Origin of the sequence: Shewanella sp. FDAARGOS_354, from assembly GCF_002209245.2 — a bacterium.
Taxonomy (GTDB): Bacteria; Pseudomonadota; Gammaproteobacteria; order Enterobacterales; family Shewanellaceae; genus Shewanella; species Shewanella xiamenensis.
This window is the reverse complement of the sequence record NZ_CP022089.2, coordinates 3,345,751-3,360,987: the sequence shown is the minus strand read 5'-3', so window position 1 is coordinate 3,360,987 and position 15,237 is coordinate 3,345,751. Positions and strand designations below refer to the sequence as shown.

16 protein-coding genes are annotated in these 15,237 nt (G+C 45.8%); 8 read left to right on the top strand and 8 right to left on the bottom strand.

Annotated elements, in window-relative coordinates; all coding sequences use genetic code 11:
* Positions 1 to 153: 153 nt before the first annotated feature.
* The 3 genes from CEQ32_RS15035 to CEQ32_RS15025 form a co-directional block, all read right to left on the bottom strand.
* Positions 154 to 1,122 carry a LysR family transcriptional regulator gene (locus tag CEQ32_RS15035; RefSeq protein ID WP_088586322.1) on the bottom strand — a complete coding sequence of 323 codons (969 nt, stop codon included), beginning with the start codon at positions 1,120 to 1,122 and terminating at the stop codon, positions 154 to 156.
* A 78-nt stretch (positions 1,123 to 1,200) separates the two neighbouring features.
* Positions 1,201 to 2,100, bottom strand: a complete 900-nt coding sequence (locus CEQ32_RS15030) for an IS982 family transposase (protein WP_088585327.1) — start codon at positions 2,098 to 2,100, stop codon at positions 1,201 to 1,203.
* Between the two features lie 171 nt (positions 2,101 to 2,271).
* Positions 2,272 to 3,885 (bottom strand): IS1634-like element ISShes12 family transposase, encoded by a 1,614-nt coding sequence (locus CEQ32_RS15025; RefSeq protein ID WP_011715680.1) that lies wholly within the window; start codon positions 3,883 to 3,885, stop codon positions 2,272 to 2,274.
* Positions 3,886 to 4,281: 396 nt separating this feature from the next.
* On the opposite strand from CEQ32_RS15025, the gene CEQ32_RS15020 reads away from it, so the two are divergent.
* The 4 genes from CEQ32_RS15020 (at position 4,282) to nrfD (ending at position 6,929) form a co-directional block, all read left to right on the top strand.
* Positions 4,282 to 4,758 carry a DUF2726 domain-containing protein gene (locus CEQ32_RS15020; protein ID WP_037423607.1) on the top strand — a complete coding sequence of 159 codons (477 nt, stop codon included), beginning with the start codon at positions 4,282 to 4,284 and terminating at the stop codon, positions 4,756 to 4,758.
* Between the two features lie 77 nt (positions 4,759 to 4,835).
* A complete protein-coding gene (locus CEQ32_RS15015; protein ID WP_037423605.1) occupies positions 4,836 to 5,300 on the top strand; it encodes a nitrite reductase in 465 nt (154 codons plus the stop codon).
* A gap of 4 nt (positions 5,301 to 5,304) precedes the next feature.
* A complete protein-coding gene (locus CEQ32_RS15010; RefSeq protein ID WP_047537960.1) occupies positions 5,305 to 5,991 on the top strand; it encodes a 4Fe-4S dicluster domain-containing protein in 687 nt (228 codons plus the stop codon).
* Complete coding sequence (gene nrfD / locus CEQ32_RS15005; protein WP_047537963.1) at positions 5,988 to 6,929, top strand: cytochrome c nitrite reductase subunit NrfD; 942 nt, start codon at positions 5,988 to 5,990, stop codon at positions 6,927 to 6,929. Before CEQ32_RS15010 ends, nrfD begins: the two co-directional genes overlap by 4 nt.
* A 268-nt stretch (positions 6,930 to 7,197) precedes the next feature.
* Here the strand turns inward: nrfD and CEQ32_RS15000 are convergent, their stop codons facing one another.
* A complete protein-coding gene (locus CEQ32_RS15000; RefSeq protein ID WP_088586321.1) occupies positions 7,198 to 7,629 on the bottom strand; it encodes an Lrp/AsnC family transcriptional regulator in 432 nt (143 codons plus the stop codon).
* Positions 7,630 to 7,840: 211 nt separating this feature from the next.
* On the opposite strand from CEQ32_RS15000, the gene yjeH reads away from it, so the two are divergent.
* Positions 7,841 to 9,109 (top strand): L-methionine/branched-chain amino acid transporter, encoded by a 1,269-nt coding sequence (gene yjeH, locus CEQ32_RS14995; protein ID WP_088586320.1) that lies wholly within the window; start codon positions 7,841 to 7,843, stop codon positions 9,107 to 9,109.
* 65 nt (positions 9,110 to 9,174) lie between these two features.
* Here the strand turns inward: yjeH and CEQ32_RS14990 are convergent, their stop codons facing one another.
* Positions 9,175 to 9,786, bottom strand: coding sequence for an energy transducer TonB (locus CEQ32_RS14990; RefSeq protein ID WP_088586319.1), 612 nt, complete (start codon positions 9,784 to 9,786; stop codon positions 9,175 to 9,177).
* A gap of 317 nt (positions 9,787 to 10,103) precedes the next feature.
* On the opposite strand from CEQ32_RS14990, the gene CEQ32_RS14985 reads away from it, so the two are divergent.
* The gene (locus CEQ32_RS14985; protein WP_037423586.1) at positions 10,104 to 10,928 is read left to right on the top strand and encodes an HDOD domain-containing protein; all 825 of its coding nucleotides are present in this window, start codon (positions 10,104 to 10,106) and stop codon (positions 10,926 to 10,928) included.
* An 89-nt stretch (positions 10,929 to 11,017) separates the two neighbouring features.
* On the opposite strand, the gene CEQ32_RS14980 is transcribed toward CEQ32_RS14985, so the two are convergent.
* Both CEQ32_RS14980 and CEQ32_RS14975 read right to left on the bottom strand, forming a co-directional pair.
* Positions 11,018 to 11,476 carry a TerB family tellurite resistance protein gene (locus tag CEQ32_RS14980; protein WP_055647301.1) on the bottom strand — a complete coding sequence of 153 codons (459 nt, stop codon included), beginning with the start codon at positions 11,474 to 11,476 and terminating at the stop codon, positions 11,018 to 11,020.
* Positions 11,477 to 11,570: 94 nt separating this feature from the next.
* Complete coding sequence (locus tag CEQ32_RS14975) at positions 11,571 to 12,098, bottom strand: DUF2780 domain-containing protein (RefSeq protein ID WP_037423580.1); 528 nt, start codon at positions 12,096 to 12,098, stop codon at positions 11,571 to 11,573.
* A 190-nt stretch (positions 12,099 to 12,288) separates the two neighbouring features.
* On the opposite strand from CEQ32_RS14975, the gene CEQ32_RS14970 reads away from it, so the two are divergent.
* Positions 12,289 to 12,996, top strand: a complete 708-nt coding sequence (locus CEQ32_RS14970; protein WP_037423577.1) for a hypothetical protein — start codon at positions 12,289 to 12,291, stop codon at positions 12,994 to 12,996.
* Positions 12,997 to 13,032: 36 nt separating this feature from the next.
* On the top strand, positions 13,033 to 14,508 hold the full coding sequence (locus CEQ32_RS14965) for a DUF4145 domain-containing protein (protein ID WP_088586318.1): 1,476 nt from the start codon (positions 13,033 to 13,035) through the stop codon (positions 14,506 to 14,508).
* Here the strand turns inward: CEQ32_RS14965 and CEQ32_RS14960 are convergent.
* Entirely contained in the window at positions 14,490 to 14,840 is a 351-nt protein-coding gene (locus CEQ32_RS14960) for a hypothetical protein (protein ID WP_055647303.1), read from the bottom strand. The genes CEQ32_RS14965 and CEQ32_RS14960 overlap by 19 nt on opposite strands.
* Positions 14,841 to 15,237: the final 397 nt, after the last annotated feature.

The window sequence follows — 15,237 nt, the reverse complement described above, 5'->3', positions numbered from 1 at the left end:
TGGGCCTAGTGTAACGTGTTTGACGATTAAGATGTATGCCCGTCTTAACAAAACTTGGGACGACACGGAGGAGCGGTGAGGTGGAGCCTAAGCTAAGGCACAATATGCCTATCACCTCGAATAATAAGATGAAAACGTGTTAAGTCTTTATCGCTAAATAATGCTATCAACAATTTTCTTTATTTGTTCACTGAGCCACACCAGCTCTTCGCTAGCGCGATTGGGCTGATTCTTTTGCACCAAGAAGATCGTCGGAGCTTCGGTGTCGGCGTATAAACGTTCTGCCTCAAGTTGTGATAATTGACAGGTATGCAGTTCGGGTATTTCTGCCACCATTTCATAAACCACTCGGTAGGGTAATAAAGAAATAGTTTGGCTCTCTCCTAAATATTCAAACAAACTAGAAATACTGGTAATGGTAATTTCAGTATTGAGTTTTATACCATTTTTTATACAGAATTCTTGATATGGGCTAAGGCGAGTACTGGGATTACCGAGATCAGTATTGACATAGGGATACTCTGCAATCGTCTCTAAGGTAATTTCTCGCTTAAAAATGGGATGATTTCGGCTAGCAATAAGATACACCTTACCCATACGTTGCAGTGTTGTGGTTTGTAACTTGTCTCCATAGGCTGCGACATCTGCGGTACTCTTATTGCAACAAATACCGAGGGTGGTATCACCATTGATGATGTCCTGCGTGGTATGCAGTGACCAAGGGGTAATATTGATATGGATAGATTTTTGCTCTTCTTTGATAGCTTGCATTAAGGCTTTAGGGAAGGCATAGGCAATAAGGCCTGGGGCGGCAATCTCAACATGTGTTTTAACATGATTGACATTGGCTGCTCGTACCTTTTGAAACTTCTCTGTACATTCAATGGTTTGTTTCGCTATCGGGTATAAGTGCGTGACAAATTCATTGGGGAATAAGCCATATTTCTTTCGGATAAAAAGCTCATCACCAAATACTTCTCGCAGGTTTTTAAGGCTACGACTTATTTTGGGGGCTGGGATATCTAATGCCTTTGATACATAGGTTGCAGACTTGTTCTCATATAATGAAACAAGTATTTTTAAACTCAGAATATCGAGGCCATCCATGTTACTAATATGCATTTTTTATATTCCTTAATATTGAGTAAATACTTTAAAGAACACCTAATTATGGTGTTATTAATTTAACCTCAGATCTGGTTAAGCCAGCACTAAATTAGAGCTATCTAACAGTTCAAGCTCCTGAGCTGTTAGATTTAACGATGGCTTTTCTTCTTTTAAACAATATGCAATCAATCCACCAAGTAGATTGAGCATGAACCCATGCTCGCTGCGGTGTCTTGAGTGTTCAATATAGGAAATGTTCTTCAATTGGTCATTCACTGTTTCAATGATGAATCGCTTTTTTAAGATTGCTCTATCCCATAGAGAAATAAACTTTTTCTTCATGTTCTTACGAACTGTGGTGATTAACTCAACGCCCTTTTCCAAAAGCTCACCTGTTAGGGCTTGGCTAATATAGCCTTTATCACCATAAAGCTTACCAAAAAGAGACTCAGCCATTTCACTGACAGGTTGCCTGTCATCGACATTACCTTTCGTCAGTTTTAACGCTACAATTTCACCCAAGTGATTGATAATAAGATGCAGTTTAAATCCAAACGACCAGCCCATAGTTCCCTTTCCATGTTCGGCAATGCCTTCAAAAACCTTATTTCGCTTCGCTCGAATAATATGACAGACTTCAATTTTAGTGGAGTCGACAAACTGAATTCCCGTTGGCTTTCCAAGCTTTGAAGTCAGATAGCTACACATAGGGACAACGACGCTAGGCATTAATGCAAGGAAACGAGTGTAGCTCAACAACTCTGGAAAATAGGGTTTTAGCTGGCGACAAACATAGTGCAGATAATAATTTTTGAAATCTCGGTAATGTGATTGATGGAAATGAATGATAATGGTCATCACTTCTGCGGGAGAAAGGCGACAAGGTCTATTACGCTTCATTTCACCATTATCAAGCAATAAGCGTTGCCAATGTGGGATAAATAACTGACAGAAATCATCGACATCACAGTAAGTTTCAACTAGTTTGTTCATGCTCGTTCCTTTTTCTAATCACTCTTGGTCGAATGATCGGATCAGGGAACGAGCATTTAGTTCCTTTTGGGAGCTAAATTCTTATCCGAAGCTCAGGTTAATTTAATTTAATGTGAAATCCATCCCAAGTTTTGCACCTTAAATTTATCTATCCGACTTTCCGCACCTGATTTAGGAATAAATTTGCCGATACCGTTCGCCTAACACGTCGAGAATGATCTGCTGGTCCACTGTGAGTCCTGTGACTTGAGGTGGCGCCTCTCCCAACTGGTACTCGTGCACCCCGCCAAAGCGTAAAAAAATCCACCGCGCAGTCGGTTTTTGCGTGGGTTTCTTTTTCATGTCCGCCACACTCCGGTTCTGCTCTACTAAGCCCTGCCGGATCCGGTGCTCCAGCGCCGCATAAATCATCAGGCTACAGGTCATCACCATCAGCAACGCTTCGATACGTTCCGGTTTTTTAAGATATAACGAGGAGGTTAAAAATTCGGGACTTTTCAGAAACCTAAAACCACGCTCGACATTCTGCTGGGCTTTATAGGTAGCCAACAGCTCAGCCATGGTGAGCGTTTCACTGTGATCATTGGTCGCGAGGATGAACACCCCTGTCTGGTTGCGCGCCTCAGCCACCCGCGCCAAGCTACTTGCGGCTAACCCCTTGATGTGAAATTGGTAGTTCACCGGCATTTCACCCTTTTGGGGCCTTCCGCGCCCTGCATAGATAGGTTCACTCACGACTTCTGCTTCTAGTTGCAGCAGATTTAAGCTGACAGCAAAACGGGCTAATTCAGCCTGCGCATCGGTCTCGCAGGCAAAACGCTGGGCACATAATTTGTTGAAGGCTTTCAGTTCACGCGTGCTGTCTTTCAGTAGGTTTTTGGCTAATGTTTGCTGCTCACGGTGGCTGGCCTGTTCGCTGCGCACCAGCAACCAACGCTGCGCGACGTCGGCATAATTGGCGCTTTGCCAACAGCCATGATAGCCATTGCCCAGCGCAACCAGCGACTGGGTGCCAATGGTTGCCACGGCTCGCTTGGCTTCATTGAGGGTGACAGGCACACGAGTCACGAACAACTGTTGCTGTTGTGCCAGTAGTTGCAAGGTGTCGGCGCAATACAGCGCCGCATCGCCGACCAGATAACGACTCTCCTGCGCGGCCTTGAGACTGCTCAAGTGGCGCCGTACCGTCTGGGCAAAGGCCTTGGTATCATTAATATTACCACTCAAGGCTTGCATGTAGATGGGCAGGCCGGCCTGATTTTCACAGATAAGCTCCAGGATAACCTGGTTTAGCTCTGGCCGATGGTCGCGGCTATAGCCCCGTACCAATTGCAACTTACCGAGCTGCTCGCCATCGGCTTGGTCATAGGCGCCATCGACGTGGAAGCTGGTGATATCGAGGTGTACTGCAGTACTTTTGAGCCCCAATCGTTCAACGACCTGCTCCGCCATCACCTGATAAAGCGTGCTGACATCGGCCTCAAAGAGGGCATCAAGGCAGCGGCCGAGCACATCATCATTGAGGTCATCGGCACAGATCCCCGGGCCAATCAGGCGTTCTACAGGCTTGTTGGCAAAGAATTGCGGGAACATGTGCAAGGTCGAACTATGAAAGCCAAGACCGTTCAGTATCATCGCCACCAACGCTTCACCATGTGAGACTTTGTAGGGCGGCGTTTTGGGTAGCACCGCATCAATCATGCGAGCAATGCCGAGTTCTTGGCAAAGTGCAGCGACCAAACCAAGGTGGTCGAGGTTACGGATAGAGATAGCGGGAGCGGCCATGATGAATTACCTGCAAAAGAGAGTAATAGATCAGAATGACCGATCGCCGTCAAGTTTTTTAAATCGAAAATTAGGTGCGGAATGACGGTTATCTATATGTAACAATAGGTTTAGAATTTGATTTTTTATATTTCAAAAAATATTATTAAACTAATTTGAAATTTTAATTTTTGATATTCAGTTACGCCAATTTCATTTTTTTAATTAACTATTATCAATATGTGCATTTTAGATTTACGCTATACAGTAATGTGTCCTGTATCCTAACTTGTTGTTTATGTTTAATTTTGAATTTAAACATGTGATCAAGATCAAAAAAATAAATCCCGTCTGCAATAATACTGAAGGTGCTTTAAAGGAGAAAACAAAAATATAATTGTGTTATTGGAGGCGTATATGAATACTTCAGTCATTCTCAGCTATGCGTTTATGTACTTCGTACTATTCGTAGCGGTGCCATTTGTGTTTGTAATGTTTGTCATGACTTGCATTAAGTTTTTTAGGGCGGATCCCGAAGAGGCTGCACATCATGAAATGAAACTCAAACCAGTGTTATTTGATGAAGATAGTTTCAACTTTTTTAAATCACTAAAAACTGTCGTTGAAGGCAAATACGATGTCTGCTGCAATGTTCCACTCGACACTGTATTTGACATGGACCAGCACGATGCTGATTTAAACCATGAATGCCGTCTCGACTATGTGTTGATTGACCATGATTCTTCAGAAGTCAAAATGGTGATCAGCGACGCCGGTAAGCAAATCAATTCACCCATGAAAAAGCTATTCAGCAAATTCAATATTGGTTTTATTGAAATGAATCAGCATAAACAGTGGGATGCAACAAGTCTCAAGCAAGCGCTAGCCGTTTGACCACGCTCGTCGGGTTCGGAGTTCTCCGAACCCTGACTTCCTCTTTGTTTCCCAATGAATTGATATGAGGACTCGCTATGTCTACACGACAATGGCTGTGGTCATTACGCTTGGGTGCAATGGCATTGCTGCTCAGTTTTTCCGCAACAAGTGCTGAACCCGCGAAGCAAATTAATAGTGATGCTTGCATGAAGTGTCATAAGCGTAATGGTCAAATGTTAGGGCATCACGGCCAGGATGCCATGAAAATGACCTGTTCAAGCTGTCATGGTGAAAAAGGTGATCATCCCAAAAAACCAAATGATTTAGTGGTTTTTGGATTAAATGAGGCATCCGAAGCTGCTGTGCAATTAAAGGTGTGCCAAAAATGCCATATGCCAGCCAAACTCAGCTCCCAAGAGTGGACGCATAATGTGCATGCCCAAAAAGTGGCCTGTGCCGCTTGCCATAAATTACATAGCCCAACCGATCCTATGGCAGAGATGACGCCTAAGGTTCGCAGTGAGCTGTGCCGTACTTGCCATACAGGCCAGCAGGAGTAAGGTTATGGAAAATTCAAAAAGAAGATTTCTCAAAGGAGCATGCGCCTTATTGGCAGGGGCATCGGGTAGCACATTACTGGCTACTGTGAATGCCTCAAATGAGGCTAAAGCCGAACCTAGTGTGAAATACGCACTGATCCACGATGAAACTAAGTGTATTGGCTGTCGAGCTTGCGAAGTTGCCTGCCGTGAAACCAACCAAGTGCCCGAGGGTGTTGCCCGATTAAAAATAGAGCAAACTGGACCCTATGGGGAATATCCGAACCAGTTTTATCACTTCAGTCGTAAGTCTTGCCAGCATTGTGAAGACGCGCCCTGCGTCAATGTTTGCCCGACGGGTGCCGCCTTTATCGATAAAGAGACTGGCATTGTGGCGGTAGATGCTTGGAAGTGTGTGGGTTGCCAATATTGCATTGCAGCCTGCCCATACAAAATTCGTTTTATTAATCCTGTTACCCACGCTGCGGACAAATGCGATTTTTGCCGTGAGACAAACCTCGCCCAAGGTAAACAACCTGCCTGCGTCGCGGCCTGCCCGACTAAGGCATTGGTCTTTGGCAACTTAAAAGATCCCACTTCTCAGGTGGTACAAGTGCTAAAGGCTAACCCAACCCAAAGGGCTAAGGTCGACCTCGGCACTCGGCCAAAACTGTTCCGCATTGTGGCTAAATCAGGGGAGGTGGCAATATGAGCGCCCTACATTTTGATACGCTAGTGTGGCATTGGCCAATTGCAATTTACCTGTTTTTAGCGGGGGCATCTGCTGGCGCCATGTTCTTTGCGGTGTTACTCAAGCATTTTGTGTTGAAACATAATGCCTACCAGTCTGGCTTTGTGCAGGCGGCCTGTATTGTGGCGCCCGTGGCGGTGATGGCGGGTTTGGGCATCTTGGTATTGGACTTAACTAAGCCCTTCGATTTTTGGAAGATATTAGTCTTCTACAATCCTAAGTCTGTGATGTCGATGGGTGTGTTGATCCTGCTCATCTACCAAGTCTTTATGTTTATGTGGATTGGTTTGTTATTCCGTAAACCTATTGATGCATGGTGTGAGAGTCGCTTTCCCATAGTGCTGAAGTTGACAGCTTGGCTTAGCCGCTTCGAGGCCACGATTACCGGTTTATTGGTGATCTTTTCCCTCGCGCTGGGGGCTTATACTGGCTTTTTACTCTCGGCTTTACCCGGCTATCCGATGTTGAAAAACCCCGTATTGCCACTGCTGTTTTTGGCTTCGGGACTCTCATCCGGTGCGGCATTTTCTCTGCTGGGTGGGGTGTTGCTTAATGCTAATCCTAACGCCAAGGAAGTTCACTTTATCCATAAGGTTGAAATCCCATTGATTTTGGTGGAGATAGTGCTGATTTTTACCTTCTTTATGGGCTTAGTGTTGTCAGGCGGTCAAAGCAAATTTGCGGCTTTCAATGCGATAGGTTATGGCTTCTGGGGATGGGTTTTCTGGATTGGCATTGTTGGGATCGGATTATCGGGCCCCTTGGCAATGAACCTGTTTATGACGGCCACGTCAAAGCGTAAGTGGGCCTATGTAGCAGGCACCGCATGCTTAAGTCTGATTGGTGTGCTACTGCTGCGTAACTTTATTCTCTACACGGGGCAAATGACGGTCGTTTGATTGAGCATGGTTGGCTCAATGTTATAGATAAGAAGGAATTACGGTGAATGGCGAAGCGGTGTCTAAGGAAGCACCGTGAGCTAACTCCCTTTAATAACGCTGGCTGAAGTGATTAAAGGTGCGTTGTCTTGTCGCGATTTGCTGTCACAGGGAGGTTATTGGGAAGGGAAGCCATATTTGATATTTAGGTATTGTTTGCCCTGCCTCCACAAGGGCCTCGCCACCTTTATTCCTTAGGGGTGGCGTTTCTTGTTTGGGGCACGCAAGATTACTCGCCAGTATTATTAATCCACTCGCTCATCACCACATGGGTTTTAATCTTGATGATATCTGTGTGAGTATCGATATATTCGCGGATTTCATGAAGACGGCGCATTGATGGGGCATGGACATACACCAGTAAATCCATATCACCGGAAATACCACGGCAGGTAATTACTTCGGGGATTGCATGGAACACGTGTACCACATCGGCGCAGCGGGGACATTTATGTTGGATTTCGAAGTAGGCCGACACTCCCTCTTTTTGCGATTCGCTCAGCAATACCTGATAGCCACGGATCACGCCAGTTAGCTCTAGTTTTTTTATCCGCTCGGCAACCGCGCTACGGGAAAGATTGACCTGCTCTGCAATACTGGAAACACTTTGGCGAGCATCTTGGCGCAAACAATCGATGATGGCGGTATCAAACTTATCCAACGTGGACTCCGATAAAAATGGGTATAACAAGTGAGGCGGCCTAAAAGTACAACTCAGTATAAGGCCTTGAGTTACACCGTCATTTTGCCTGAAATAGTGCTTTTTACCGTCATTGTGCTGGCGTTTACCACTAAGAACACCGAAATTGACGGCAGATTGCGGCGTAAAATCTCACTATACTGACGGCTTCAAAACCATTGAATGTTAACAGATGAACTCACATAGCGGAACTATAGGACGTTGGCAAGGTGCAGGCTTGATGGCCACCACTTTGCTGGGCACTGGGGTGTTTATTCTCCCGCAAATGACAATCGACAAGGCCCATGCTGGTGCGCTTATCGCTTGGTCACTCCTCACCTTAGCCATTATTCCAGTGGCGCTGATTTTTGGGCGGCTGGCGAGTGTCTTTCCCCATGCTGCGGGTCCCGCTTATTTTGTGGAAAAGGCTTTTGGGCGTACCGCAGGCCGTACTATCGGACTCATTTTTTTGTTGGTCGTGCCGATGGGCGCGCCTGCTGCGATTTTGATGACTTTCCAGTTTGTTAATGCACTCATTCCCCTCGATGGCTGGCCCAAGGTGGGCGCTGAGGTGTTCGTTATTTTTGGCTTGTTCCTGCTCAATCTTCGTGGCATTCAAGTGTCGGCCAAATTGCAATTCGGCTTAACCCTTTGTATTGTCGCCATTGTGGTGGTGCTCTTTGGCGCAAGCAGTCTTCAGCCTGGGCATTTAACCTCACTTGCCAGCTATGGCTCACCAGAAATCTCTACCATGATGATTGCCGCAGGTATCGCTTTTTGGAGCTTTTTAGGGATAGAAGCCATGACTCATCTTGCCGATGATTTTCGTCGCCCACAGCAGGATATGATCCCTGCAATGATGATGGGCACTGTGCTGGTAGGCATTATTTATGTGGCCTGCACACTGATTTTACTGTTAGTGCCAACTGACAAAAGCGTGGCGATGATTGGTGTATTCGATGCGCTTTTAGGGGGATACGGTGCGCAAGTAATTGGTGTGTTGGGAATTGCCAGTGGCCTTGCCACAGTAAACGTCTATGCCGCCAGCGCCGCGCGTCTTGTATGGAGTTTTAGTTGCGAAGGTATTTTACCGCGCTGCTTTGCGGTTAAGAATCGTCATGGTGTGCCGATCCGTGCCTTGGCGGCCTTACTCGGCGTGATGGCGAGTGTGATAGTGCTGACTCACATCACGGGTCAGGAACTCGAACATCTTATTGCCTGGAGTAACGGGGTGTTCGTCGTGATCTACTTAATGGCGATGTTAGCTGCTGCTAAATTATTGCCCCGTCGCAACTTACCTTTAGTGGTATTAGGTTGTGGCTTCTGCTTAGCGTTAGGTATCGCGCTTGGGGCAAGCATGGCCTATGTATTTGCGTTAATCCTATTTGTTGCCCCATTCTTGTGGTGGCAAAAGAGCCATATTAGTCGTAAGCGGGCCTTGGCGGTTAACAAGGTTGCTTAATCCCGATGTCATTCAAATAATTACAGATCAGCACACAAGGTTTTAAGCGTGCTGATCTGCGAGTCTTAAATCTGTTGATCCAGTTTAAAATCGAGTTGTACTTGTTGATTTAATTGGGGTACGGCCTTGCCCGCATCAAACTTAGGTTTGTATTTCCAGTTTTGCACTGCTGAAAGCGCCGCCTTATCAAACACTCGCTTCGGGTTAGCATCGAGCACGCGCACATTGCTGACCGTACCATCCGCAGTAATATCAAAGCCTACGACCACATAACCTTCCTTGCCATTTTGTGCAGCTTCAATCGGATAGCGAGGTGACACTTGCACCACAGGTAAGGCTTCGGCCGTCATTGCCGATTGGGTAAAGAGTGTGGTTTGGGTTGGCATTTCGGGGGTAAAAGTCTGGGGGCTAAATTCGACCACTTCAGCACTTTCGCCCGGCGTTGTGACCCGCTCCCTTGTTGGGATGGGTTTTGGCGGTTCGGGTTGGCGACTTTCCTTCGGAGGAATAGGTGTTCGTTCGCTCATCAAAATATTGATTTGCGGCGCATCTGACGTTTGTCCTCTCAATGGCTGTGGATTATGGATAAGTTGCGCCATAAACACGAACAAACCTAAGGTGATCAGTGCGCTAACGATAATAATCCCGGTTCGATTAACCTGTGCATTTTGGCCCATAGTGCTTCCTTACAATTGATGAACAATATTTAATCTATAACATCCATTGCTTATTATTTGAAATATTTATTTACAAATAAGGTTAACTATTGAGCAAGTCTAATCTCTTTACCTATAACGCAAAGCGCGAATTGCTGTGATTTTTGCTATGTTGCAGAGGCATTCTTATGATTGGCGGGCTGAATTTTCACTAAGATTGCGATTGCTAAATACTGACTGAAAAGCTGCACATTCAACTCATAAGTGTTCATAAGCTTAAGAGCGAGGCGAGATTTTGTGTTCTATATTTTGATCATTCATCTAGAAGGAGAATAAATATGGATTCTGCTGCGCTACTGAGTCGAGTTGATGAGTTGCCTCGTTTACCTAAAGCAATCAGTGAACTGCTTGATGTCGTTAACGACGACAACGCTACAGTAAAAAATATTGCGACTAAGGTGTCTCATGATCCCCTGATCAGTGCCAAGGTACTCAGATTAGCTAACTGCGCCTATTACGGCCACAGTCGCGAGGTGGGCAGTATTGATGAAGCCGTAGTACGCCTTGGAATGCAAACCTTGCGTACCTTAGTATTAGCATCTGCCGTGATGGGGGCGGTGCCTAAATGCAATGGTGTTGATTTAGCGCAGTTTTGGGGACAAACCTTCGAAATTGCACTCTACAACCAAGAGATGGCTAAACGGTGCGGTGTTCAGCCCGACGAGGCTTTTACCTGCGGCATCCTTCACCGTATTGGTGATTTATTGATTGCGGCAATTTCCCCTGAAGATGCTGAAAAAATTAACGAAGCTGTCGCACAGGGTAAAGATAAGCATGCTTTTGAGCGAGAACTCCTCGGTTATGATTCCCCCGATATTGGTGCTTTGTTGGCTCAAAATTGGAAATTTACCCCTGCATTGGTGCAAGGCATTCTTTACCAAGATCATCCTAAGGATTCGAATCCATTTTCTAAATTGGCAGCTTTGTTGTGTTTATCCCACAAAGTATTAGCGGACTGGGACACTATTGAGGATGACGATAAAACCAGTTGGCTATCACAGCTTGCGACTAAAAAAGGCTTAAAAATGGAAATGGGTGGGCTTCGGTCTAAGTTAACGGAGCTAAGAGGCGTCGGTTTTGAAATTGGTAAGGCGCTTGCCTAAGCCAGCTGGAACAGGAAACGGCAATCTACAACCTTGATTCAAAAGCATGAATGGCAGTACTGCCATTCATGCTTTTTTATGGCTTGCTTTTAGCGTGCCACTTGGGCTTCGATGGCCTGATTACGCATCTGAATAAGCTCGCTGTGTTTGAGATACAGCAAATCAGCAGTACGGCGAATGATTTGATCTTCGTACTGGGAGAGTTGTCCATCGGCATAGGCTAATTGCCACATGGCTAGTAATAATTGCTGTTTTTGCTCCAAGCTAAATTCGGTATTAATGGTATTGGTAAACTCAAATAATGAGGTGGCATTACCTTGGGCTTTTTTGGCTTCTTCAATTAAATCATTAGCATCCTGCGCCGACATCGATAGGGTCTCTGTCAGCAGCTTAGGCAATAGTGCTCTTTCTTCTGCGGCGAGGGTTTCATCGGCATATACCACTTCGAGCAACATGCTCGCCGCCGCTAATTTTAGCTGGTGGGCTTTCTCCTCTGGGGAGATGGCGTGGGTGTGGGATTGAAGGAATCGTTTCAGCTTCGCAATCATAAAGTGGCACTGCTCTGGCAAGAAGGAATAACTAGATAGAGTGATTTTTCACGTTAAAGTTCACCCTAAGCATAGGCTTAGGGTGGGGCGACATTTACAGCAGAGTATTTAAACCCTTCATCAGCAGATCTGAGCTGCCTTCGGCACCATTTGTCTCAAGATAAGACTTGGCAATATTGATCATTGGCATGGCTAATTCTTTAGAAATACCCAGTTTTTCAAAGGCATCTAACACCATTGCACTACCTTGCAGAGAAGAGCCAATATTGCCAGCCTTAGACAACAGGCCAGAAACGCCTGAGTTCGCATCAAGTTTAGGTGCTGCGGCTAATAGGCTGTCGGCATTAGGGATACTGGCAGCTAGTTTGGTGTAATCATTCGAACCTAGACTCGATTGTGCTAGGCCTAACAGACTACCTAAACCGCCTTCGGCTTGGGTTTGGTTCAGTCCGAGTTGCGACATCACGCTGCCAACTAATGCGTTGGATTGGGTGACGCTACCTGTTGCCACTTTCTCTGTTTTTGCTGGTGTTCCTGCAAGGTTATCTAACCAGCTTGCACTGGTGGGAGTGGCTAAAAGTGTGGCGCTAATCAGAATAGAGAGTGTGAAAGTGTGTTTCATAGAGTGGCATCCTTTGACGGTTTGCGCGCAATAAAGTGGACAGTGTAACGGCTTTGAGACTTTTGTTGCAGCCCTTTTCTGTGATTTACGGTTCACTCAGGTGATTTGTGTTGTGCATTGGGGCGGGATTTTGGGTATCCTTAGCGACAATTCACGGTGTTAATTTACTTCAATTATTTTGGAAAGGCGCATGTCACTATCCGCAATTTTGACCGAAGCTTATAACTTTTTCCGTAATCATCTCACTCAGCTTGCCATGCTGACGGTGCCACTGTTATTAGTGCAGGTTGGTATTCAGCTATGGCTTGGCACAGAGATGAGCAAAGTTGATCTGGAAAACCCGCAGTTTGGCGCATCACACATGATTGCTATGATGCTCCTTCTGCTGCTCTTCTCGGTATTGATTGCGGCGTTAACGCTGTTTTTAGAACTGAGATCCCAAGGGCATAATCCATCAGCTGGTATGGTACTGAAAGCCAGTTTACCCTTTGTGCCACCTTTACTCTTAGCTGGCGTATTCTCTGGACTGGCCATTTTAGCGCCAGTGATGCTATTTGCAGCGTTTGGCCCTATGTGGTTAGTGGGACTCGTTATTAGCTTTTATCTGTTTGCTCGCCTAGCCTATGTGAACTTTATGGTGGTGGTTGAGCGTTTAACTCCGCTGGAAGCGATTAAGGCAAGCTTTAGCTTTAGTGGCCCGATTGTGTTAAAAACCATTGCGTTATTGATGCTTTACTTACCGCTTTCTGTGGTTGGTAGCCAGCTTTCAGCAGCGGCATCTTTTGGTGGCTTGCCTGTGCAATTGCTCGCGGATACCTTTATGGCGTTTATTGGGTTATTCGTAAACTTGGCATTGTTCCGTTTGTATATGGTGTCTAAAAAGCCAACTGCGGAATAATATCAACTGAGCAAATTCAATTTGAGGTAAGGATTTATGGGGACTGAGGCTGAGTTACTGGATAGTGAATTTATCCAAGGGTTTTCGGCCTCGCTTCTTGATGATTACCTCAATGCTAAAAACTATGTGCAGGATGTGCCTACTCAGTCATTACTGCATATTCGCAGTTTTACCCATAGGCTGACTGACTTGCTAGGGCAGAGTAAAGCGGTGTCCTTTGCTAGCCCCAATCTCTATGATCGTATTGAGCTGTTAAATCAAAAACGGCTGATCGATGTGAAGACCACCAGAGCGTTGCATCGCCTGCGCGCTGATGGTAACCGTGGCGCTCACCCTGAAAAATATCATCTTACCCAAGAGCAGTTACTCGCCTTAGCCCAAAAAGCCATTAAAGATGTACTCGCTTTAGTCGAGCATCTGTATCCGAAGGTGGTTGGCTGCGAGGCGCCTGCATACCGCTTTCAAGCCAGCGATGCGATAACAGTTAAAGATCTCTGTTACCGCGCGGTAATGGAGGATGATTCCAATGCGCAGTATCTTGTGGGGATCTCTTTTAAAACCAAAGCATTAATGCTTAAGGAGCAGGAGCTTGCCCTCGTCGATCAGTACTATGGCACTGAAGACGATAGCCCAGTAGTAAAAGCTGTCGCACAAAAAGCCAGTGATACTTTTGCTAAGGCCGCCTACTGGTTTGCCCTTGCAGCCCCAACCCATATGCAAGCCCTCTATGAGCATGGAGTGAGTTTAATCCATGGCTATCAGGGAGAGGCCGATGCCATTAAAGGCGAGGCTGCGATAGCTATTGCGGCTGAGGCGGGCGTGGTCAATGCGATGGCGCTGCTTGGCTATTTCTACCTAGTGGGCAGTGAGTCATTTAAGCCGGATTTAGCCCAAGCGAAACACTTTTTACAGCTGGCGGCCGAAGGTGAGCAAACCGAAGCCATGGCGAATTTAGGTGTGCTTTACTATCAAACCAAGGATTTACCGCAAGCCTATCATTTTATAAGTAAAGCGGCGCAGGCGGGTTATCCCCATGCCCAATATCATTTGGCCTTAATGCTCGCCAATGGTGATGGTTGTCAGCGAGATCCTATCGCGAGTGAGTATTGGATGGCCGAAGCGGCAGAGCAAGGTCAGCTCGATGCCATGCTTACCCGTGCGCAACATATGCTAAATGATGAAAGTGGCTTGGGTGGCGATGTGAGTCAGGCTGAGCGCTATCTGCGTGAGGTCATTAAATATGGTCACAGTGTGCCTGCCATGATTGAGCTGAGTATGGCATTGGCCGACGGCATTTTGGGGCGCATTGATGTGGTGGGTTCTGCGGCGCTGCTAAATCTAGCGCGCCGTCATGCTAATAGCAAAGAGGCTGAGATCATCGAGCCTCTTTGGCAATCGCTTGTTTTACAAATCGATACTGTAATGAAGATCACTCAAGATCCCGGTGAAATTCATACCCTTAATCGTGCAAAAGACCTACTAAGCGCTGAGGGCTACTCTTCCTCTTTTTGATGTTCAAAGATACGACCTCGGTACTCAGTTGCATGGGGTTCACGCACAACATTCGCGGTTTGATTAAACGCTGACGTTTGGCTAGTCGCCTCGCTCGCTTGTGCCTGCGCTCGGCGCGCTTGCTCACGATTAAACTTACTCAATTGGCGCGCTACATAAATACGACTAAATAGCACTAAGCAGCCTAGAGCAATTGCGCCAAATAAAAGCACAAAAGGTAATAAAAACAGAGATAAACAGATTAGACTGACACTGATTGCCATCGCTAACCAAGCCCGTGCTCCTGAAATGCGTGGCTGAAATGGGCTCTGTTGAAATTGTTGATAAATCATAAGAACTCCTAATCAAAATGGGTGAGGCTTAAGGTGAGTCGCCCAGTATTTGATAACGGGCTTGGTCAAATTGCTATGTTATAGAAGCCTCTTTCCCCAATGTTATGGACGTTCAGTGTGCAATAAATAAACGGATTGGGTCACGTTAATTTGGGTTAATTTACGTTCTTTTACGTCCATGACTTTAGTTTGTTGGTGGCTTGTGGTTGATGTGAACTTTGGGTTGTTATTTGGTATTGCTCAGGTTTTAATTGGTTATCTTTATGTTTTTGCTTAATTATTTATTAATTTGGTGACGAGTGATTCTTTGTTTGCGCTGTAACATGTGCGAAAATTTAGCCGAATTTTTGATTGGTTTTTGCTAACACTGTAAATTTATTACAGTAAGTGCCAGCCA